This window comes from Janthinobacterium sp. J1-1, from assembly GCF_030944405.1.
Lineage (GTDB): Bacteria > Pseudomonadota > Gammaproteobacteria > Burkholderiales > Burkholderiaceae_D > Janthinobacterium.
In genome coordinates this window covers 122,823-142,612 of the sequence record NZ_CP132340.1, presented here as the reverse complement: position 1 = coordinate 142,612, position 19,790 = coordinate 122,823, and the positions used below count along the sequence as shown (strand labels likewise).

Genomic DNA, 19,790 nt, shown 5'->3' with positions numbered 1-19,790 from the left:
CCCGTCCTGTCCTGCCAGAATGTCGCGCACCGAGCCGAGCACCATGGGGTGATGGCTGGTTCGCTCAGTGACTTGCCACCTGGCCGCCTGCAGCAGCGCTCGCGTTTGCGGTACAGGCAAGCGCTCGATCAGTGTATGCAGGTACCGCACCTGGTCTGCCGGGGAAAGTGGGATTTGCTCAATGCTCACGTGTTTAGTGGCGTGCGCGAAAGTCATCGTAGTATCGGTCAGTCACGACTTTCAAATAGCGCTTGGTTTGAACGGCCTGACACAACGCCCCGACCACGTCACCTTTCGCATCGAGCACGATGTGCCCACATCCGCTGATTTCATCGAGCGCCAAAATCAATTCGAAGTCATGTTCGCCAGCGGAGGCAATATATTGTTCGGCATTCAAGCCATGCTGGCGCAAGACCGCATCGGCATGCATGCGCCGGCGCTGCGTTTCGACATGGTCTATCCAGCGGATTGCTCCCATGCATGCGAGCGCAAGCAGCACGCCAATGCACATCAAACCAAGCTCATTCATGGCTTATCGTCTCCTTGTTTCTCGTTATGTGGTTTTGGCTGAGGTTTTTTTTGGTCTGACGGCCTGAACAAATCACGGTACACATTGTCCTGCTGATCGGCGACACTGCCGACGCCAGGCGGCTGATTTGGCCCTCTCAAGCCCGGGATCTGAGCGTCGCGCCGCAACTGGCCAGCGACTTCACTTTTACCTTTCTCATTGGCCCGCACGATATCGTCTTGCTGGCGTCCTATTATTTGCATGTTCGCGTCCACTGCCGCCTCTACCTTCGCTTCTACCTCGTTTGCCACATCGCCCTGCTGGTAGCCTTGGGCCTTTGCCGCAGCTTGGTGTTTGCGGTACGCCGAAGCGGTGCCGTCGCTTGCCTTGGTGTCATGGCGCCGATGTTCGCCCTCGATTGTCTTGCCGGACAAGACCGGAGAGCGATCCTGGACATCCTGCAGATTGGTCGAAACTCGCGCCGGTGTCGGCATGGCGTCGAAGTTGGTCTCGGCCAGGTAAGCGGCCGCCATGCGTGCGGCCTGGTCTGGGTTGGTCTGGTACAACATATTGAACGCGTCGAGCTTGCCGTCCTGGTGCAAACGGTCCGCCAGATAACCGGTGTAGTCCATGGACGAGTGCAGCCATTGCTCCTGCACGGTGCTCGCCTGCTGCGATAGGGAGAACGCCTGGGAACGCGCCGATTCGGCATTGCGCGTGTGCTGGGTCGCGCTGGTGAGCGCCGCCTCCTCTCCTTTGACCGACTCGCTGCGGTTCTGCTTGCCCCATAGGTAGGCCTCGGAGGTGCGGAAGTCCGAAGAGAGGGCATGCTCGGTTGTTACATTGCGGCTATGCAGCTGATCTCTGGCATAGCCCACGGCCGCATCGAATGCTTTCTGTTTGCTGGCGTCGTCGATCTTCTGATTGTTAATGCTGGTCTCGGCGCTGATGGACGCCTTACCTGATACAGGGAGAATGGAGGCCAGTCCGCCGCCAATCGTTGCTTCCACCGATGCCTTGCCGCCGGCGGCCAGCGTCCCGACAATACGCTGCCCGACTAAGCTGCTGGCGGACAAGCCGAGCTTTTTATTCACGTTTTCAGCGATCTGCTGCAGTTCAGAGACGGCGGTACCGGAGCGAGTTGCGCGGGAGGCGTCTTGCAGGTTGTGGGTCCCGTGCTGGTCGGAGAAAGCCTTGACAATACCCATACGCTCGATCAGCGCTGCAGTACGCATTTGTGTCGCGGCGGCCGTCTCGCGGATCGCCGATTCTTCGCGCTGGCCTGCTTCGCTGTTGAGGGCGTTGCCAATCTTCTGGCCGAAGTTTGCGCTCAGGCCCAGCGTACTCTGGTTACCCTGGAAGCGGAACTCACCATTCTGGCCAAAGATGGAGGTTCCAGCAGCGCCGCTGACCCGGCTGAATCCTGACGCCATGGAAGGAGCCGTATCATAATGATTGGCGTTGACGTTGTTGCTGCTGGTTGTATCGAGGGAGACATTTCCCTGGCTGATGTTGCCGACACCAATGCTGCTAGCCGAGGCGTCTACAGCGCCTTTCGACGGACTCATCGCGGCGTTGAACAGGGCCGAGCCGCCGATGTCACCGCCTTTGACCAGGGCATATGCGATCAGCGGCAGACACAGAGTCAGATAGCCGGCCAGCGCAGACTCGGACAGGCCGCGCTGACTCATTTGGCCAATGTTGACCAGGTTGACGGCGGCTGACGTTGTCGTTGACTCGGCGATGCCCACCAGCGTAGAGCGGGAGGCAGTCGTCATGGCGAAGTTGAGGATCGCGTATAAAGGCGGGATCAGCTGAACCCACACCAGCGACATCACGTACGCCTTGAGTATTTTGCCGGCGTGCTCGCCAGCGACGACCAGCAACAGTATCACCAAAGGAAACACGGCATAGCAAATGAGCTCGATCAGGTTGCGGATGACGGGCGCCGCCCTTTCAGCCACACGCGCCATGGTGAGATAATTCGTGTTGGCCGTCATCTCGGCCTGCGACTGCGCGGCGGCCACGATCGCGGCGCTTGGGGCGTCCAGATGCTGTGCCGAAACCATCTGAGAGTCGCGTACTGAGTTGAGCGTCATGTTCTGGCGCAGCATGTCGGTGGCCGATTTGGCGATATTGGTCAGCTGGGTGTAGGTGCTGGTGATCTGGGAACTCAGGGCGGCGCCGGCCGCCAGGTTGTCGATCGCATGGGGATTGAGTACGCGGCCGCGCGTCTGCATGGTTTGGGTGATCTCGCTACTCCAGCGAGTGGTGAGGTCGCTATAGGCGGTGGCGCATACCATGCTGCCTGTCGGTGAAGTCGACATCCGCGCGCTGAGCGTATTGGAGGTATTGGACATCATGGACCAGGCGTCATCCGTGCGCGCGAAAACATCTTGTGAAATGCGGCCGTTGATGATGTCGTAATAGGTGCAGCTGTTGATGAACGAGATCAGGTCGTCCCTGAACGACGTATTGGTTGGCACCGTCTGCAGCGTGTCGACCAGTACGGTATTGCCGAACATGATGCCGTTCTTTTGAAATTGCAGGTCGTTGGGCAGCGCGAAGACTGTCTCGAACGTGCGCGTCAGCGTGTCGCCCACGTGCGAGGTGACCGAGGCGAAGAAGGCAAGACCGATGGGTACATTCGATCGCACCGTGGGCGGAGAGGTGCCGGTTCTGTCGATCAGGATCACGTCGGCTTTGGGGATCAATAGCAAGGAGTGGATCATGACGATCAGCAGCAGCCATCTGAAGAACTCGATAGGATCCTGCGACTTGCCCGTTGCCATGCCCGCGATGAAGACGAGAAAGGCGAGCATGGCCACTAGCCGGAACACATCGAGGAAGTCGCCGCTGGCTGTGATGGCCGCAATGCCATCCATCAGCGTGGCCAGCTGGTCGACATTGAAATAGGCGTATACATCGAAACTGGCCATTGCTAGCTCCCGTTATTTTCCGGCGGAGGCGAAGCGCAGGTTGCCGGCTAGATTGGCGGGCAGGCTCGCCATGAGATTGCGCTCCATGTAAATCACTTCCTCGGCGATCCTGTTGACCGATTCGACCTTGGAGTAGGCCAGTCGCACCTCCTCGCGGGCGTCCGTGCGCAAGCGGTCGACGTTGGCTGCCATGGTCTTCATGTCATCGCTTGCGACGGCCGGGGCACCAGATGAGGCCTGGGAATAGGCTTGCTTGATCTGATGCGTTGCCTGGACGATGTATTGGTACGCGTATTCGGCAGCGATGAGGTCGGCGTACTTGCCGATCCAGATCGTGTCGAGGCCCACGTTGGGCGCGGCCGTCGATACGGCCAGCGCCTTGTAGACCGGCAAACCAGTGATATTGATGAAGGCGATCTCGTCGGTGGTAAGCGCGATGTTGTTCTTGAATTTGTCGGCGATCGCCAGCAGTTTCGCCTCCACCTTCTGCGCGAAAGCCGTTACTGCCAGTTCATCATCGGAAAGCACAAGGCAGCCTTCCGGCGTGGTACTGTCGACGCAGCCGTAGACGGGTAGCTTGCCATTCTGGTTGCCGCGGATGAACTGTTGGATGGTAATGGCCTTGGGCTCCTTGTACAACGGAGCAACGGTAGATGTTTGGTCTGAAGAAATTATAGTGGTACCCGACAGGGCCATTAAAATCTTGCGGTCGTCGACGTCCAGACCGGCCAGCCGCGACAGCGCACGCCAGGCGATATTGCCGGGCTGGACCTGTTCCCTGGTGGCGGGATCGGTCACGGCGGAGATGGCGGCATTGACCTTGGCGTTATCACCCTGGACAGCCTCCCGCGCCTCGCTGTGGTCGGTGAACAGCCCGGTAACCGGCGCCGTTACCTTGGCGAAATACTGTGCGGAACGCTGCCAGTCCCCTGCCACGCCCCGTGCCACGGCCTCGCCTGCCTCGCAGGAATTGATGTTCATGGCATTGAGGTCCTGGGCGGTCTGCTGCAGCTCGGTCAGGGTCTTGTTGATCTGCGGGCTGATCGAATCGAGTGCCAGCTTGAAGGCGTACGAAACCGCGCTGGAGCCGATGTTCTTCATCATGCTCACGAGCTCCGACTTGGAAATGAACGAGAATGACCCGGCATAAAGGTCGATGCCGCCGCAGCCCATCTTCAGGCTGGGCAAGGTGGCGCTGCCCGGGTTGTAGTTGCGCTGTGGCGTGCGCATGAAGAGGTTGCCGCCGGTGACGACATTCATCCTCTGGGCCCGGTAGGCGCCGGGGCCGGTGACATTGCCGAAGGCGCCCATGTCGTCAAACAGCTGCTGCATGCCGTTGTCGCCAGCGTTGGCCGCTTGGCTCAGAATCGCTGCGGCCACGGCCCAGGCGATGACTTTCTTGGCGATCATATCAATACTCCTGACCAGGCTGGGTGGAAGTGAGGACGTAGACGCGTTCCATGATCTCCTGCAGCGACATCAGGCCGTAGCCGACCGGTTGAACTTTGCCGGAGCGCTTGTCGGCCACGAACACGGCCGGCACGGTGGAGACGTTCAGGTTGGCGGCCGAGCCATTGTCCAGCTTTGCATTGGGGAACTCGGCAAGGGTGCCGCCGTCGAGCGAGACAGGGAAGATCTCGATGCCGGAGTTGCGCTGGTACATGCGTAGAATCGGCGCCAGTTGGTGGCAATAGGTGCAGTTGCCACGGAAATAGAAAAACAGCCCATGGGTCTGAGCCAACTGTTCCGATGCTGCGGTGCGCCTGCCATCGCGTTGCGCGTCGTAGGAGGCGATCGCCATGGCGTTGGTTGGCCGACTGCGCAGGCTGTAGTCAAGTTCGGGCGTCGTCCACACGGTCCTGCGGAATACGTCAGAGAACCGGCTGGCGCGATCCATCGCGTACTGCTGCAGGAACAGGTACTGCTTGACCGCCTCGGGACTCTGCTGCTCTACCGCCACATCCAGGAGGCGCTCGATTTCCTTGCCCAGTTCCTTGTTGGTCATCTGTGCGTAGGACTTATTTTTGGGCTTGACAGGCATCTCTTCGGTCTTGTGCGGCCTGGGCGGCGCGTACCACAGGAAGCCGCGATCCGGATCGGACCACGAGGACGATCCCCAGTAGGACTGCGCGGTCGGCGGCGCGTCGGCGGCGCGTGCCGCTGCCGGCGCCAGTAGCAGCATTATTACCAAGATCTTCATTTGCTTCTCCGTGTCAACGTGGATGGTGGATAGCCGTCGGCACAGATGTTCATCAGGGTCGACCATCGATAGGGGGCTGGCATGGCGGTGCCGGGAAGCAGCGCGGCGTCCTGAGTGAAATCGAGCTGGACGCGCCCGCAATCGGGCTGCTGGAACAGGTAGAGGCGCTGTACCACCAGTTGCAGGGTACCGGTCGCATTGAGGCGGCGGCGGGTTTCCTCGGCGACGGGGCCGCCAACCGTACCGGCGGCGCGCCCATCGTCAAGGGCCTGGCGCACCAGCTGGGGCGGGGTTTTGGTTTCCTGGGCGTAGGCAGAGAGCGATGCCGCCAGCAGGATGAGAGGCAGTACGCGTTTCATGACGGGCTCCTAATGGCCGAAGTAGGATTTGACCTTGTCCGCCGCGCGGTCCAGGACTTCGCTCTGGTTCGGCCCCTTGGGGACGATGTCGGCGTAAAAATCGCTGAAATCAACGGTGGACAAGTCCATGCTCTGAAACTGTGCGATGGTGATGCCCTGGCAGGATGGCGACTGCGGTGTACCCCAGCTCACGCCGGGCAGCTGGACACGCGCAGTATCGTTGATGATCCTGGAGAGCTTGCTGTTGAAGCAGCAATAAGTCTCCTTGTGCTGTACGCAGATTTTCGCGAACAGCAGGTTGATTTTCTTCGAGCAGTATTCGCCTACGTAGTGGCACAGGCGGTGGTCGCGCTTGACTGCCACCAGCACCTCGTCGCTTTCGCAGGTCAGCATTTGCTGGACCACCATGACCGCGATAGCGAGCGCAAACGAAGTTGGATCGAAACCGCCGATGACGAGTGTTGATTTCATGCCGCCACCAGCGAGTACGTCGAACGCATAGGCGCTGCCGCCGGCGATGGCCAGGTTGGTGAGTCCGTTGGTGGGCGAGGAAGCGCCCTTGCAGCAGTTTTTCAGAACGCTCTTGGAGCATCGGTTATCCTGGCCTTTGAAGACCTGAAAGGTAGACTCATCCACGTATACGCCAGCTTCGCGTGCGATCTCCAGGCCAGTCACTGCCTTGGCGAAGTCCGGATCGGGCACGGTGCCAGTGTCGAAGCAGTTGCCTTCGATGCAGAACTGTTGGCCGCCGCAGTTGGCGACCGTGTTGCTGGTGGCGGAGGCCACCTTGCAGGCGTATTCCCTGCGTTCGGTGATGCACTGGAACACGCCGTTGATGGTTACGCCCTGGTCGCAGGCGGTGCTGGCAACGGTGCAGCCCTTGGTGATCGCCGAACCGCATGTAGTCGACATGCTGTCCTCAATACAGGCGTACCGGGTGGTGCGCTCCCAGCAGGGTCTGACGACTTCCATGCCATCAATCATGACAGTGGCCGGCCCGGAGCTGCACGCCTGGCTGATGATGCCGCAGGACTTTGCTGCGAGCGCTTCGACAGAGCAGAGCAGGGCGGCCAGGAAGAGAAATGTACGCATGCTGGCTCCTAGTTGACAATCACGGCACCGTTGCCATCCAATTCGGCGCATGCGCTGTTGTCCCAGTGGTCCTGAAAAACGGGGACGTGCACGTGTATCCTGAAGGTGCCATCCGGCGTGAAGCAGTTCGCGTTGGTGCGCGGTGCGTCCGTGCACGAGCGGATCGGCTGACGAGATGGATCGGAGACAGCCGGCGTCGGCGGTGCGCTACAGGCCGAGGCGTCATAGCCGTGCCGGACCTCGTTCCCTGAGCAGTCCCGGTACCATATCTTGGTTTCGACGCCGGTGCCATGGCCGTTGGCTAAGCATGGTTCCGCCTCGGTGCGGTAGGCGTTCGCGTAGGGGATGCTGAGTCTGTCTCCGCGCACCTGGCCAGCGTCGCAATAACCATAGCGCAGGTCGGCGCCGGCCTGGCCGGCGAGGCGTTGCCAAGTATAGGTGACCGTTAGTGTGGCACTGCACTGGTTCTCGGTGACGGGACGGCCAACCTGGCAACGCTCCGTATCATATCGTTCAGGCTGATTGGTGGTCTGGTTGATGCACCCTGTATAGTTGCCGCTCAATCCGGACATACCGGCTGTGTGGGATTGGGCGGTGTTGCGAACATTGTTGCTCTCGATGATGAGTGGATCATTGAGCTTGTCGATGGTGTAGTGTGGCTTGGTGCTCGGAGTGCCGACCACGTAGTTGACGGTTTCGCATTCGGCATTTTTATAGGCGTCGCTGCCGGGCACGTAAGCGGCGCAGGCCGCGATCTTTTCCTGACCGGGTGCTGTCAGATTCGTACCGTATAAACCTGCCAGGCCGTTCGTCGTGTCCGTATCCTGACCCGGAACATGGGCCATTGCACCGGAGTTGATACCATTCTTGATGTCTGTGTTGGCGGGTTTATACGACTTGCCGTCGTTGAACGCCTGGGATTGCGTTGTCTGGGCCAGTGCCGAGCCGGCACCTGCGTGCAGGATAAGTAATAGCAACTTGAATGGGCACTTCACAGCTGCCCCCGGATCTGCTTGAGCCGCTCTCCGGCCAGGTGCGCGAAGCGCTGGTCACCCTGTTTGCTCAGGTGCTCCAGAGCGTAGTCGAGCGATACGTCGCCAGCCACCCGCGCGAATGTATTGTTGGCATCGCAGTCACGGCCGCAGGTCTGGTTGTCCTCCGGACGCACAGTCAGCACGAAGGTGGGTACTTGAACGACGTTGAACCGCCGGAACAGCGTGGGGTCGATATGAAACTGGGTCCCTGGATGCTTGCGAATGATGTCGGCAATTAACTCCGTGGTCTTTTTAAACGAGCCACCGAGCATGCCCCGTAACACAAGGGTGGCGCCGGCCTTGCCCGCCTGTGCCGCGAGGCGGTCGAGCGAGCCCGGTGGCATCGTCAACGACACGAGCACGAACAGGCCAGCATCAGGGCGCTGATCGGATTGGTAGCGCTTGGCGATAGCCGCCGGATCCGGGACGGACAGGACAGGAGGGCGGCCGACGTCCGGTACCGGCATCCGCAACTGCCGCGCCTGGCGTTCTGCTTTGGAAATGGCAGCCTCCGTGCGTGGCGCTTGCTTGACGGATTCACGCGCGATCGCGGTATCGCTCGGCAACTGCTGCGCTTGCGTCACCATGCAGGTGCAGATCACCAGCAGGAGCGCGGCTTTCGCGCGTGAAGGTTGCACTGCTTTATTCATGATCTCCTCCAGCGGTTGGGGTCTATTTGATCCAGCCGTAAATACGTTCGCAGCAGTTGCGCTTGCGATACATCATGTATGCGAAATCTTCGCCCTTGATTGGGTACTCCTTGCCCGCGCTCCATACATGCGTGGTGCGCCCCATCGGCTGGCAGCAACGACCGTCAGGTCCCTTGCCCTGGGCGCTCGGATACAGCATTGAATACTTGTAGATGCGCTTGTCGAGTACCGGCGCCGGGTACAAGCCGCACCAGCCGGCAGTACCGTTGCCGGCGAATGCGAGGAATTCACGGTGCAGTTTCATGGCGTAGCGCTGCATGATCAGGGATGAAGCTTGCACTCCGCCAACGTGGGACTGCACATGGCCGTTGAGCGGGAACATCGAACCCTGACAACCGCCACACCAGTGCATTGGCGATAGCGGGAATCCCGCAGTGGCGGCGACGCAGTCGGCGGCGCAGGCAGCCTGCGCGGCGGGGTTTGCGAAGAGGAATACGTCCGGACTGAGGATGACGGCCAAATCGTCGTCGTTCCAGGAGGGATCGAGTTCCGAGACGTAGGCGATGTCGAGGCCGCCATGTTCCAGGCAGCTGGTCTCAGACAGGACTTCGAGCCAGTACAACACCGGATTGACGTACCAGTGCGCCTGATAGAGAGAGGTATTGGAAGAACGGCGTGCACGGTTGCCCTGCCCCACGGACGGACTGGGCGCGATGTCGGCGCCGATGGTGACGCCACCGAGAGAGGTGAAACACCATGGCGTGCGCGTGACGTCGACCTGCCTGACAGGCTCCCAGAAGCCGATGCTGATGCCGACCTTGCCAAGGGGCGGGGGACCGCAAGAGCAGACCGGCGTGCCGACGTTCTCGATGTCTTCCTGGCCCATCTGCAGGATCGTAGTGCTGCCGATGCTGATGGGAAAAATGCATGACCAGCAGATGTCCGTGATCGGGTTCATGAACTTGCCGGTGCAGGTAACGTTGGAGGCGGCGAGGGCGGGATGGCATGCGCAGAGCACAACCATCAACAAGGCCAGCAGTTTAAAGAGCGATTTCATCGATTCTTAACCTTATGCCTTCCTGCGACACGATTGCCGGCACGTGCTGGATGCCCAGTTTCCGGATGAGTGCACCTTGTTGATCGAAGTAGACGGGGGTGTCCCACTTTTTCATCAGCTCGAAGTAGCTGCCGCCCACCAGGATCGGCTTGGCGAGGCCTGCGCGCGAGTCGAGAAAGCGCTTGGCGAAGGCAACTTGGTTCTTGTCGCGGGCGTCGAAGAACACCAGAGGCCGGGACAAGCCGATTCGGTTCAGCGGATTGATTGTGGTACCCGCGGCAACGAGGATCTGGCCGCGCTCGTTGACAATGTTCTCCTCCACCGTGAAGGTCGGGTCGTAATACTGCGTGCGGTTTCTGGCAGCGTGCGTGACGCTGCGCAGCGGCTCCGGGTTGAGCAGCTTGCGCTTGATCTTTTCTGCCTGTTGCTGCTGGTAGCGCAGCGCTTCGCCACTGGCCACCTTTGCGGTTACGCGCTGTTCGATCCACTCCAGCATATCGGCTTCGGTGATCTCGTAGGTAGTGCCGATCTTGCCGTAGTCGACTGCGCTAGCGTGTGGCAAGGCGACGGCAAAGGCCACGACAGCGACGAAAACGAGCGTGTCAGAAAATCGCATAAGCTTTCCCGATAATGCGGGACGACTGGATCAGGCCGGTAACGCTGTATCGGCTGTCGAGACTGTCCGGATGGGTGGCGGTGGCATAGATGTAGCCGGGGGGGATGACGCCCGGTGGGATCGGATCGAGCGGGACGCCGTGGCTGCTCACCGTTTTTGCATGCCCGACAGATTTGCCGTCGATATAGACGTTGCGGCCGCTGACGGTCACTGCCTGGCCAGGCACGCCGGCCACGCGTTTGATGAAGGTCCAGTCGCGCCGGTAGAACTGGTCGCGCTGCCATTCAAAGGCGACGAAATCCCCGACGCCGGTCGGCTGCGATCCCAGCACGACGAGATACATGGACTGCGGCATGCTGTTTGACATGTTGAGCGCAACGCGATAGTGGGTGTCGCACCAGGCGAAGGCTGCGGCGGCTATCCCGTACAGCCACCAGCGACGCCGGGCGTGCATGCCCAAGACATGCACGACATAGCGCCATTGGGGAATAGAAGATATACGCATATGCTCCTCACTTTCTGTCCAACCGGGAAATAAGCGCCGGCGTCAGATCCTCCAGATCTCCGGCCACGACGGCTTCCCGCATCAGCAGTACGCAACCGCACTCATCGCTCAATTCGCGTACCCTGTGGTCAAGCTGCTGGCCGAAGTCGTGGGTCTGGGCCAGTACGGCTGTCCTGGCGGATTGCTCTGCACCCTTGGCGGCCAACAACGCGACTGCCTTCTGCTGGTGAGCGCGCACCACCGATGCCAGGTCGACCACGGCGAAGCGCTCGTGGCTCTGGTGCTTGAGCCGCGGCAAAGTCATGAACGCGATGGCGACAATCACGCCCGACGCCAGGCACAGGCCTGCGATCGCCCAAGGGGACGGTAATAAGTCAGTACGGACAGAGGTCATGCCGGGCTCCCCGCACGTTCCTCGCGCTCCTGCAGGACGGCGTTGATCGCGTCCGTGACGTCGAGACCCTGATCGCGATATTGCTGGATCGCATTCCAGTCGATCGGGTCGGTGCTATAGGCAAGCAAGGTAAACGGATCGACGATCAGGCGGCCGATGCCGGCGCCCATGGGCGAATTGATGTAGATCTCCGAATACAGGCCCTGCTCGGTTTTCACCGACAGCAGCACGCGCTTGGTGGCTTCATCGAGCTTGAGCTTTCCGCCGCGGTCGAGTTGCTCGATCGATTCCTTTTTCTGTTTGAGCAGGAACAACCAGTCGGAGTTTTCCAGCGCCGCTTGGGACGCCGGGTTCTTGTAGTAGTCCATCACCGATTGTGTCAACGTGCCGAACGCGCCGCCGTACTTCCGGGCGCGGCGGTAGCCCACCTCAATGAACTTGCCGGAGTTGGCGCCGTCCATCAGATCCCAAGCCTCGTCGATGATGCAGATCTTTTTGCGATCGCGGCGGTCGTGGTACATCGCCTGGGTGATGCGGAACATCATGATGAACAGGATGACGCTCTGCAGGTCCTTCTTGGAATTGAGCTCCTCCAGTTCCAGGACTACCAGGTCTTTGCTAAAATCGACATTGCTCTTGCCGGTGAAGTACATGCCGTACATGCCTTCACGCGTATAGGGGAACAGCTGGTCGCCCAACCGTCGGGCGTTGCGGTCCTTGCACTTCTTTAACGCCTCGGCAACGTCGGTGATCTCCATCAGATTGCCCATTTCTGCCCATTTTTCGATGATCGCAATCTCGATGAGCGAACGGTCGTGGTCGGTCAGCGTGCCGGAGGGCGAGGCCATCTGCGCCACCAGCGGCTTGATCATTTCCATGTCTTCAATGATGTCGACGATGTTGTCGAAGGGGTTGACGCAGATACGGAAGTCAGGCCGCTTGACGAATTCGATGTACTCCCCGTCGTAACGGCGGCAAATCTTCTCGTAGCTGCGGCCGACATCGATGATGAAGATCTTGGCACCCACGCCGAGATAGGACGAGGCGATCTCGTTGGCCAGGACAGATTTGCCGGACCCGGACGAAGCCGCGCAAGAAAAGTTGTAGTTGCCACCTTTGTTGTCGAACAGGTCGATGCTCATGAGCTGACCGCGCCGCCCGATCAGATTCAGCACAGGCGTTGCGGTTCCCTTCCATTCGGCGATCAGGGGCGCCAGATTGACGGCGTTGAGGCTGGTCTTGCGGCAGCTGAGTCCCTTGCGCTTGTAGAACTTCTGCATGGTGGGCGTAAAGCCCAGCGGGAGCGAGGTCAGGATGCCCGGCACCTGCATGTATTGCATCGGCACCAGGTTGAAGCCGCGCGAGCGCCAGATCGAACGGGTGGCGGTTTCGGCAGCCTCGATCTCAGCCGGGGGCGCCATCAGCAATACCTGGTGATACATGTCGACCTCACCCATGCCGGCGGCGTACGAACGGTTGACCGTGTCCCAGTCGCGTTTCTTGTCCTGAAACTCCGGAAGGAAGCGCGCCATCTGCGAGCTGGCGTTGGTGGTGGCGCGCGCTCCCTTGATCTGGGCGACATTTTTGTGGTCGGCCTGCTCCAGTACCAGGATGCCCATGGTGATGACAAACGGGCATGGATAGCCGAGCTGCCCATGGTAGTAGTCGCCGATGAGGTTACCCATGCCCCATAACGGGAAGTCCTTCGGGTACCCCGTGACACTGTATAGCCGGCTATGGACCTCACTGGCCTCGCCAGGCAAGCCGTATCGTAGCGACTTGCCGTCGTTGGTTGGGGTGCAGACCGTGTCCTGGTCAACGATCTGATGCCGGATCAGGCGCCCGGGATCGTAGGTCTTCTTGTAGTGCGCCGAGCGCGTCAGCAGTTTGTTTGGATTGGTGAGCTCGTAGCACCAGTTGATCAGATCGGTCGGACTCCAGTTCCAACAGTCGAAGCTTGCAGCCTTGAGCGTTGCGTGGACGCCGTCGCGCATCCGCATTAACTCCTCGATCATCTTCAGGTCGCGCGGGTCGCAGTGGCGCGAGATGGAGAGCACCAGTCGGAAGTCACGCACCAGAAATGGAATGTGCGGAACAAGGCGTTTGGCGGTGCCGCGCAGGTAGTAATCGATGCGGCGGCGCGCCATGGCGCGAAACAGTCCTTTGCTGCGCCGCTCGCCGTCACTTTGCGATTCGAGCGCATCGGTGTCGCGCAGCAGCGCGAACAGCTTCATGCGGTCGATGATGCGTGAGCCGCCGTATAGGCTGAACTGCATGAACGTGCCGCCGGGCGCACCTGCGATGATGGGTGCGAGCACGTTGATCATCTCCTCTGTGGCGCCGGTCTGCGGCGTGAGCTCAATTACCATGCCCAGCGCGTCGCTGCGCCCTTTCGGATCGCGCTCGCCGGTGTCGAGCACGAACAAGCCATCGACCTCGTCGTACGCGCAATGCGGCAGAATGGAACGAAAGCTCTCGGTGTTGGTGATCTCGCGCATGGCGCGCAGCGGCGTCGGCTGGTAGGGCTGCTCTTCCTGAGAGCTGAACATATCGCGCAGCGGGCTGAACAAGGTTTTGAGGGCGGTATTCATTTTCATTTCACATCCTCCGGGGCGCCTGGCACCACAGCGGCCTCACGGGCGGACTGCTGCACCTGCGCGTTGTTGCGGACGTTGGCCAGCTGTTCTCCGGCTGCAGCCTGTTCGGGTTGACTGGACGCCGCTGCGGCAATGCGCGGCTTGCCGAGCGGTTGCAGGCGTGTCATGGTTTTTTGCACCGTGGCGTCGCGGCTGCGCTCGACAAGCCACTGCCCTGGATCGACCATCACGTACATGTAGGCCTGATCATGCAGCGTGTCGTCCTCGTCGCGCCATGGCGCCATCCAGATCCGGAGCATGCGCGGCTGGCTGCGGATAGGCATTCCGGCGGCGAGCACAGGGAACGCGGTTGCGCCTGCGGACGATGGCAGGCCGCTGGTATCGACCTGTTGCGAGACCGGCCGCGCGGGTCCATTGTTCAGCGATGAGTTGGCGTACACGCCGCTCACGGAAGTACAGGTGGTGCCGGCGGGGGCCTTACAGGCGAATTTTGTGCTGTCAGTCAGCCCCGACATCGAGATACAGCCGGTCAGCGCGGCGGCGCTGACAATGGATAGGGCAAGGCGTACGATCATGGTGTCCTCCTTAGTTGCTGGACAGTCGTTGCTCGAGGGCGGCTGCCGGCATGGCGCCGGGCGCCTGAGTGCCGTTGGCGAAGAGCAGGTATGGCGTGCCGAAAATGCCGGCGCTGTTGGCCAGTGCGACGTTGCGGTTGATCGGTGTGTCGCAGCGGATGACCTTGGGCTTTTTGCCGGTTGTCATGTACTGCCGCCATGCGGCGCTCTTGTCCTTCGCACACCAGATCGACTGCGCCACCGAAGCGGCCTGCGGATGCAGTGACTCGATCGGGTACAGGAAGGTATAGATCGTGACGTTGTCGAGCTTGGCCAGCTCCAGCTCCAGCTGGCGGCAGTACGGACAGTGGGGATCGGAGAATACGGCCATCTTGCGCTGGCCGTTGCCGCGAACGGCCTTGATGGCGTCGCCGAGCGGCAGGTCGGCGAACTTGATCCGGGGCCGAGCGCTCTCCGCCTGCACACTGGCCTGCTCTTTCTTTGCCGCCGTCAGGTCGGTCTGTGTCTGCATGTCGTAGAGGTGGCCGAAGATGAAGTGCCGGCCCTCATCGTTGACGTAGGCGACGTTATTACCCATCCACACTTCCCATATGCCAGGGATGGCGGAGCGCTGGATATCGCCGAATCGGGTGTGGGGATAGAGGCGGGTCAACGTCTGGCGCAGGGAGACTGTCGCTGGGTCGCCTGCCGTTGATGGTGCCGACGGCGCTGCGGGATCAGTGATAGGGGACGCCAAAGCGGGCGCAAGCGAGGTCGCAAGCTCCTGCTTGGCAAGTATGGAGGATGGTTCTGCGGCGGTCACCGAATTGGCAGCGACGATGCCCGCGATGATCACGCCGATGGCGGACAGGGAGGGCGCGATCAGCTGCTTTCGCGCGCGAAAACTATTCTGGTTTGGATTCGACATCGACAGTGACTCCTTGTGTGAGAACGACATCGACGGACCTGTCCGCGTCGATCTCGATTACCGGGAACATTTTTTCGGCCAGCTGGATGTAGTAGTTGGCGAGGCGGTCGAGCGCACGTCCGACCCCTGCGCCAATGCCGGACTGGAACTCCTGGCCTGACTTGATGGTGCTTGTCGATCCGAGTGGCGAGACGGACTGGATCGTCGAAGAGCGTTCCAGTCCAGTACCAATGCCCGATACCACGCCGGCGAGCAGGGCGTTGCCCAGCACCTGTCCCTGTTTGCTGACCAGCCGTCCGCGCATGCCGGCCTTGCCATCCTCGCCGGCGATGAAACCCTTGATGGGAACATCGAGAACCATGCCATCCTTCGACACGCAGGACAGCGACTCGGTACGGATATAGGCGCGTTCGCTGCTGAGTTCGCCGTAACCGGCGCCGACGATCAGGCACTTTGCCCAGTCATAGCGATATTGGTTGGGCAAAATGGCCGGGTCCATCAGTTGCAGCAGCACTGGATGGGGATTCGACTGCGCCTGCCCGCCGGTCGGCGCGTCGAGGCCGGAGAGCAGCTTGGCGTGACCGAACATGCCGGCAGGCAGGTAGTTTTGCGCGGTGCGTACGTGGCGCTTCTGGTCTGGAGCGGACGAGGTGGTCGTCGGGCCACCTTTTGAGGCGTCCACCGGGCGTGCCATTTTCACGGTCAAGATCCCGCCGGTAAAGGGCTGCGCGTCGCGCCTGGCGCCTGGCGCAGCGCTCTTGGGACTTGGCGACGGCGCTGGTTGGCCGATGCCAGGCTGCGGTGCACGCGCCGGGGCCTGGCCGGCCACCGGCGCGGAAGGGGTTCCGCCAGGGTAGCTCGATTTGGGCTTGTCGACACTTTTTTCGTATTCGGCCAGGCGCCGATCGAGATCGGTGTCGCTCATCTGTTCGGGCGACTTGCCGCCAGCTGCTGCTGCTGCTGCTGCTGCGCCGCCGGAAAGTCGGGAGTTGAGAATTCGATTCTCATTCTCCAGGGCGGTGAGCTTGGCCTCCATGGTGGTGAGGCGCGAATCGGACACGCCCCGCCATGCGTCCTGCGGGTCGACCTTTTCTCCGGGGGCGATGTAGCTTTTGGTCTTGATGTCGGATTTGCGCGTCACCCCTGACGCGGGTGCTGAGTCGGAAGTGAAATACACGCCCACCGAGGCGATGGACATGATGCCGATGAGGACGCCGGCCAGCAGCAGGTACTGCTTGCGCCGAGCACGGTTGGTCGGGGAGATTTCATTCATTTTGGGCCTTCTCCCTCACCACGTAGAGGCGGGTCGACGCGCCAGGCGCGAGATTGAGCTGATCCAAGGCGACGACGCTGACCCCCTTGCGGTAGAACTCGCGCTCGTCCAACACCATGGCGGCCTGCGACACGTTGGCAATGGTGTAGCGCTCCCCGACCATGTCGCCAATGAAGTACTGCGTCTCCAGTGTCATGGAAGCTTCTTGCCACAGGTCGAGCTTGCGGCCGGACTGCTTGACCTGGACATCGTCTGGCAGTTCGTCGTTCGCCATCAGCGTGACGAGGCGCCTGATGGCCTTGTCGTAGCTGGTGGACTGGAAGTCGTTGCGTGTCTGCGCAGCCCGCGCCTTTGGTTGCTTGACGATAATGGAGTCCGCCGGCGAGTCGACGATCTGCAGCACGAGCGTGTAGGTGTTGCCGTTGTCAGTGACCAGGAATCCATTTATCGGTTTGCTGGCGCCGTCGGGTACGGTCAGGAAGACCTGTCCCGTGTCTTCGTCGGCGTCGATGCCCAGTTCACCCTCGCGCACACGCAGCGAGGCGATCCGGCCGTGCTCGACTGAGAGCCGCGTCATTTCCTGCTTCGACAGCTTTGCATAGATGGTGCTACCGTCGCCGCCTTCGACGATCTGGACGGCGCCGACAGCGCCGGCGGTACCGGACAGGGCTATCGCCAGTGCCGCCGAGGAAAGCGTGCTGCGGCTATTTTTTCTCAGCAAAGGGATCAGCATTGTCAGCCTCATGGTGGTTTGTGATATAGAAACGGCCCCCGGAATGCACGAAGTCGATCACGTAGGTCTGGCGGCGCGGAGGGAAAGGTTTGCCGGCGATGATCGTGACCAGGTCGCCGCCAATGGCGACGCGCCGGTTCTTCATGTCAGTATTGATTTCCTTCACCGAAAACATGGAAGTAGAGCCGTCGCGCTTGACCCTGGCCTCTTGCAGATCGCATTTTTTCCTGTACGCGTCGCGGTCCTTGTCGAGCACGTAGGTCAGGTACTGCTGGCACGCCCGTTTCACTGTCTCGGGCGTGACGTTCAGCGACAGGCCGTTGATGAACTGGGCCAGGTCCTCGTAGTAGGACTGCGAGGCGTCCTCGCTGCTGATCCAGAACGGTCTGGTAATCTCGGGCGGGACGAACGCCGTTTTGGTTTCCCCCGTCTGCGCGCGGATAGTGCTCGCCATCACCAGGATCACGAAGATGGCTCCGCCGAGCAGCCAGCGCAGGTCGCGGTTTTTCTTTTGCTCGACTTCGAGCTGCCCGAGGTAGGAATTCTTGTCCATGGTTAGCCTATGAATTCGCGGATGGAGGATGGCGGCAGAGGCGGGAACGGGAAGATGATCTGGCTCGGCAGGTACCAGTACAGGATGTGCACCACGTAGTAGCGGTGCTTGCCGGCCTTTTTCTTGCTGTACCAGCGAGCGGTCCAGACACCGATCACCACCCCCAGGAACAGAAAGCCGGACAGGATGCCAAACACCACGAAGAGCATGAAAATCGTGGCCTGGTCAAAGTCCCACCACAGCATTTTGGGCGGCTCGTCGTGTTTCGAGGGGATGGCGAAGTCCATGGTGGCCCCTTAGACGGTGGCGGTCAGGATGGACTCGATCAGCGACGGGCCGAAGCCGATGATCAGTGCCAGGACCAGGCCGAAGATGGCTGGCATCGGATTCTGGCGCGCCGCAGAGAAGCCAGCGCCGATCAGGAAGGCTGCTACCGCGAAGATCTTGCCCAGGTAGCCCTTGGCCCAGCCGATGATCAGGTCATAGGTGGGCTGGAACTCGACACCGGTGACGCCCGCATGAGCGGTGGCCATCAGTGCCATGATCACCATCAGGAGCATTGTGGCGATGACCAGCGTTTTACGGGAAAGGGTGGAGGATTGGAGAGTAGCGTTCACTTTGAGATTCCTTTCGGTTGCACATCGATGGAAGGGTTGAAACGCACCGATCCGCGCCGCTGCGTTGCCTGTTCGGCCTGGGCAACCCGTTGCGGGCCGGCTACCTCGTGACGCTCGATGAACTGGGCGTCCTGGGTCTGGGGCGCGACGATGCTGCGCATCGCTTTGGCGCGCGCCGCGATCACCTTCTGCTGGCTGACGGGCGGCCCCACAAAATCTGAGCGGGCGGTAATCTCGACACTGGCTCCTGGATGGGCGGTGGCAGCCCGCTCCAGTACGCTTCGGTCGCCGTCGCTGACGTGCGACGAATTGAATGGGAAGGCGATGTCGACCTCAGCTGGCATGGTTGCCATCGCTACCGGCGCGAGCGGGGGCGCGCTTGCCAGTGTTTTTTCGGTGGGGGCCGGGCAGCTTCCGATGTCGCAGTAGACGTAGCGGGTCGCCTGCCCGCTCCCAACCTGGGTGATGCCGAGCATCGTCGGCTTTGGTACCGGCGCCGTTTCGGTCATCGCAACGGGTATGCTCCCGCAGCCGGCCAGGTGCAGCAGCGCGCACAGCGTTAGCGTGCGGGGGAAAGATGTTTGTAAATTTTCCATGCGTATTCAATCCGTTTGTATTCGCTTTTCGCGTTGTAGGCACCGAGCGCTTGCCATGAATCGCCGTACTGGCGGACGTTTTTGGCGAAAATCCAAGCCCCGACGTGGACGTTGATGCAAGGGGCGTACAGGTCTTGCTCGCTCAGACCAAACTTCTTTTGCAACGTGGGTAGCCAGCTGCTGTTGATGCCCATGCAGCCGATGTCGTAGCTGCCGTCGGCGTTGGCAGGGTGGCGCGCGATGCAGCGGCCAGACGACTCCTGCTGCGCAATGGCGCGGAGTACATCCGGACTAGTCAGCCTGAAACGCTCGCTTGCCTGCGCGAAACACTGGGACGGGATGGGCGAAGCGTCTGCCAGTGTGTGCACAGCAAGAAGCATCGCGACGGTAACCGCAGCGCCCGCAGCGGCGGCGCTGCGAACCTTGGCGCGGTGGCATGTGGTGGGGGACTGGCGCATCTGCGATCACCATGGCAAAAAGCTAAATAAATGAAATTTTGTTAAAACATGCATTTAAAGCCAGTTTAGTCAAAGAAGATTGCATGTCAAGGAAGTAAAATCATCAAAAAGCTATTAATCTAGCCAA

The 19,790-nt window shown here is 60.7% G+C and carries 22 protein-coding genes; all 22 read right to left on the bottom strand.

Annotation, left to right across the window (positions count from 1 at the left end; all coding sequences use genetic code 11):
• Positions 1-193: 193 nt before the first annotated feature.
• Genes Q8L25_RS31255 through Q8L25_RS31150 form a run of 22 tightly spaced genes read right to left on the bottom strand, consistent with a single transcriptional unit; the run spans position 194 to position 19,663 of the window.
• Positions 194-529: a hypothetical protein gene (locus Q8L25_RS31255; protein ID WP_308925862.1), complete on the bottom strand. Its 336-nt coding sequence runs from the start codon at positions 527-529 to the stop codon at positions 194-196.
• On the bottom strand, positions 526-3,447 hold the full coding sequence (locus Q8L25_RS31250; RefSeq protein ID WP_308925861.1) for a conjugal transfer protein TraG N-terminal domain-containing protein: 2,922 nt from the start codon (positions 3,445-3,447) through the stop codon (positions 526-528). The genes Q8L25_RS31255 and Q8L25_RS31250 overlap by 4 nt, the downstream gene beginning before the upstream one ends.
• Before the next feature lie 12 nt (positions 3,448-3,459).
• Positions 3,460-4,857: a conjugal transfer protein TraH gene (locus tag Q8L25_RS31245; protein ID WP_308925860.1), complete on the bottom strand. Its 1,398-nt coding sequence runs from the start codon at positions 4,855-4,857 to the stop codon at positions 3,460-3,462.
• Position 4,858: 1 nt separating this feature from the next.
• Positions 4,859-5,647, bottom strand: a complete 789-nt coding sequence (locus tag Q8L25_RS31240; RefSeq protein WP_308925859.1) for a conjugal transfer protein TraF — start codon at positions 5,645-5,647, stop codon at positions 4,859-4,861.
• A complete protein-coding gene (locus Q8L25_RS31235; protein ID WP_308925858.1) occupies positions 5,644-6,006 on the bottom strand; it encodes a hypothetical protein in 363 nt (120 codons plus the stop codon). The genes Q8L25_RS31240 and Q8L25_RS31235 overlap by 4 nt, the downstream gene beginning before the upstream one ends.
• A gap of 9 nt (positions 6,007-6,015) precedes the next feature.
• Positions 6,016-7,098, bottom strand: a complete 1,083-nt coding sequence (locus tag Q8L25_RS31230; protein WP_308925857.1) for a conjugal transfer protein TraN — start codon at positions 7,096-7,098, stop codon at positions 6,016-6,018.
• A gap of 8 nt (positions 7,099-7,106) precedes the next feature.
• Positions 7,107-8,093 carry a hypothetical protein gene (locus tag Q8L25_RS31225; RefSeq protein ID WP_308925856.1) on the bottom strand — a complete coding sequence of 329 codons (987 nt, stop codon included), beginning with the start codon at positions 8,091-8,093 and terminating at the stop codon, positions 7,107-7,109.
• The gene (gene trbC, locus Q8L25_RS31220; protein ID WP_308925855.1) at positions 8,090-8,782 is read right to left on the bottom strand and encodes a type-F conjugative transfer system pilin assembly protein TrbC; all 693 of its coding nucleotides are present in this window, start codon (positions 8,780-8,782) and stop codon (positions 8,090-8,092) included. The genes Q8L25_RS31225 and trbC overlap by 4 nt, the downstream gene beginning before the upstream one ends.
• Positions 8,783-8,804: 22 nt before the next feature.
• Positions 8,805-9,839: a conjugal transfer pilus assembly protein TraU gene (traU, locus tag Q8L25_RS31215; RefSeq protein WP_308925854.1), complete on the bottom strand. Its 1,035-nt coding sequence runs from the start codon at positions 9,837-9,839 to the stop codon at positions 8,805-8,807.
• Positions 9,823-10,455 carry a type-F conjugative transfer system protein TraW gene (gene traW / locus Q8L25_RS31210; protein ID WP_308925853.1) on the bottom strand — a complete coding sequence of 211 codons (633 nt, stop codon included), beginning with the start codon at positions 10,453-10,455 and terminating at the stop codon, positions 9,823-9,825. Before traW ends, traU begins: the two co-directional genes overlap by 17 nt.
• Positions 10,442-10,960, bottom strand: coding sequence for a S26 family signal peptidase (locus Q8L25_RS31205; RefSeq protein WP_308925852.1), 519 nt, complete (start codon positions 10,958-10,960; stop codon positions 10,442-10,444). Before Q8L25_RS31205 ends, traW begins: the two co-directional genes overlap by 14 nt.
• 7 nt (positions 10,961-10,967) lie before the next feature.
• A complete protein-coding gene (locus Q8L25_RS31200) occupies positions 10,968-11,354 on the bottom strand; it encodes a hypothetical protein (RefSeq protein WP_308925851.1) in 387 nt (128 codons plus the stop codon).
• The gene (gene traC / locus Q8L25_RS31195; protein ID WP_308925850.1) at positions 11,351-13,951 is read right to left on the bottom strand and encodes a type IV secretion system protein TraC; all 2,601 of its coding nucleotides are present in this window, start codon (positions 13,949-13,951) and stop codon (positions 11,351-11,353) included. The genes Q8L25_RS31200 and traC overlap by 4 nt, the downstream gene beginning before the upstream one ends.
• Positions 13,948-14,526, bottom strand: coding sequence for a TraV family lipoprotein (locus Q8L25_RS31190; RefSeq protein ID WP_308925849.1), 579 nt, complete (start codon positions 14,524-14,526; stop codon positions 13,948-13,950). Before Q8L25_RS31190 ends, traC begins: the two co-directional genes overlap by 4 nt.
• 10 nt (positions 14,527-14,536) lie before the next feature.
• Positions 14,537-15,433, bottom strand: a complete 897-nt coding sequence (locus Q8L25_RS31185; RefSeq protein WP_308925848.1) for a DsbC family protein — start codon at positions 15,431-15,433, stop codon at positions 14,537-14,539.
• Positions 15,411-16,706 (bottom strand): TrbI/VirB10 family protein, encoded by a 1,296-nt coding sequence (locus Q8L25_RS31180; protein WP_308925847.1) that lies wholly within the window; start codon positions 16,704-16,706, stop codon positions 15,411-15,413. The genes Q8L25_RS31185 and Q8L25_RS31180 overlap by 23 nt, the downstream gene beginning before the upstream one ends.
• A complete protein-coding gene (locus tag Q8L25_RS31175) occupies positions 16,699-17,439 on the bottom strand; it encodes a type-F conjugative transfer system secretin TraK (RefSeq protein ID WP_308925846.1) in 741 nt (246 codons plus the stop codon). The genes Q8L25_RS31180 and Q8L25_RS31175 overlap by 8 nt, the downstream gene beginning before the upstream one ends.
• Positions 17,411-17,992: a TraE/TraK family type IV conjugative transfer system protein gene (locus tag Q8L25_RS31170; RefSeq protein ID WP_308925845.1), complete on the bottom strand. Its 582-nt coding sequence runs from the start codon at positions 17,990-17,992 to the stop codon at positions 17,411-17,413. Before Q8L25_RS31170 ends, Q8L25_RS31175 begins: the two co-directional genes overlap by 29 nt.
• Positions 17,993-17,994: 2 nt before the next feature.
• Positions 17,995-18,279: a type IV conjugative transfer system protein TraL gene (traL, locus tag Q8L25_RS31165; protein ID WP_308925844.1), complete on the bottom strand. Its 285-nt coding sequence runs from the start codon at positions 18,277-18,279 to the stop codon at positions 17,995-17,997.
• 9 nt (positions 18,280-18,288) lie between these two features.
• Entirely contained in the window at positions 18,289-18,609 is a 321-nt protein-coding gene (traA, locus tag Q8L25_RS31160) for a TraA family conjugative transfer protein (protein WP_308925843.1), read from the bottom strand.
• Complete coding sequence (locus Q8L25_RS31155; protein WP_308925842.1) at positions 18,606-19,205, bottom strand: hypothetical protein; 600 nt, start codon at positions 19,203-19,205, stop codon at positions 18,606-18,608. Before Q8L25_RS31155 ends, traA begins: the two co-directional genes overlap by 4 nt.
• Positions 19,169-19,663: a lytic transglycosylase domain-containing protein gene (locus tag Q8L25_RS31150; protein WP_308925841.1), complete on the bottom strand. Its 495-nt coding sequence runs from the start codon at positions 19,661-19,663 to the stop codon at positions 19,169-19,171. The genes Q8L25_RS31155 and Q8L25_RS31150 overlap by 37 nt, the downstream gene beginning before the upstream one ends.
• Positions 19,664-19,790 lie beyond the last annotated feature (127 nt).

Bases quoted from the DNA above. Each gene is read 5' to 3' on its own strand.
- Q8L25_RS31250 (WP_308925861.1), bottom strand. From the start codon at position 3,447: ATGGCCAGTTTCGATGTATACGCCTATTTCAATGTCGACCAGCTGGCC.
- traC (WP_308925850.1), bottom strand. From the start codon at position 13,951: ATGAAAATGAATACCGCCCTCAAAACCTTGTTCAGCCCGCTGCGCGAT.
- Q8L25_RS31235 (WP_308925858.1), bottom strand. From the start codon at position 6,006: ATGAAACGCGTACTGCCTCTCATCCTGCTGGCGGCATCGCTCTCTGCC.
- Q8L25_RS31170 (WP_308925845.1), bottom strand. From the start codon at position 17,992: ATGGACAAGAATTCCTACCTCGGGCAGCTCGAAGTCGAGCAAAAGAAA.
- Q8L25_RS31240 (WP_308925859.1), bottom strand. From the start codon at position 5,647: ATGAAGATCTTGGTAATAATGCTGCTACTGGCGCCGGCAGCGGCACGC.
- Q8L25_RS31150 (WP_308925841.1), bottom strand. From the start codon at position 19,663: ATGCGCCAGTCCCCCACCACATGCCACCGCGCCAAGGTTCGCAGCGCC.
- Q8L25_RS31155 (WP_308925842.1), bottom strand. From the start codon at position 19,205: ATGGAAAATTTACAAACATCTTTCCCCCGCACGCTAACGCTGTGCGCG.
- traW (WP_308925853.1), bottom strand. From the start codon at position 10,455: ATGCGATTTTCTGACACGCTCGTTTTCGTCGCTGTCGTGGCCTTTGCC.
- Q8L25_RS31180 (WP_308925847.1), bottom strand. From the start codon at position 16,706: ATGAATGAAATCTCCCCGACCAACCGTGCTCGGCGCAAGCAGTACCTG.
- Q8L25_RS31190 (WP_308925849.1), bottom strand. From the start codon at position 14,526: ATGATCGTACGCCTTGCCCTATCCATTGTCAGCGCCGCCGCGCTGACC.
- Q8L25_RS31255 (WP_308925862.1), bottom strand. From the start codon at position 529: ATGAATGAGCTTGGTTTGATGTGCATTGGCGTGCTGCTTGCGCTCGCA.
- traL (WP_308925844.1), bottom strand. From the start codon at position 18,279: ATGGACTTCGCCATCCCCTCGAAACACGACGAGCCGCCCAAAATGCTG.
- Q8L25_RS31245 (WP_308925860.1), bottom strand. From the start codon at position 4,857: ATGATCGCCAAGAAAGTCATCGCCTGGGCCGTGGCCGCAGCGATTCTG.
- Q8L25_RS31205 (WP_308925852.1), bottom strand. From the start codon at position 10,960: ATGCGTATATCTTCTATTCCCCAATGGCGCTATGTCGTGCATGTCTTG.
- trbC (WP_308925855.1), bottom strand. From the start codon at position 8,782: ATGAATAAAGCAGTGCAACCTTCACGCGCGAAAGCCGCGCTCCTGCTG.
- Q8L25_RS31185 (WP_308925848.1), bottom strand. From the start codon at position 15,433: ATGTCGAATCCAAACCAGAATAGTTTTCGCGCGCGAAAGCAGCTGATC.
- Q8L25_RS31200 (WP_308925851.1), bottom strand. From the start codon at position 11,354: ATGACCTCTGTCCGTACTGACTTATTACCGTCCCCTTGGGCGATCGCA.
- traU (WP_308925854.1), bottom strand. From the start codon at position 9,839: ATGAAATCGCTCTTTAAACTGCTGGCCTTGTTGATGGTTGTGCTCTGC.
- Q8L25_RS31230 (WP_308925857.1), bottom strand. From the start codon at position 7,098: ATGCGTACATTTCTCTTCCTGGCCGCCCTGCTCTGCTCTGTCGAAGCG.
- Q8L25_RS31175 (WP_308925846.1), bottom strand. From the start codon at position 17,439: ATGCTGATCCCTTTGCTGAGAAAAAATAGCCGCAGCACGCTTTCCTCG.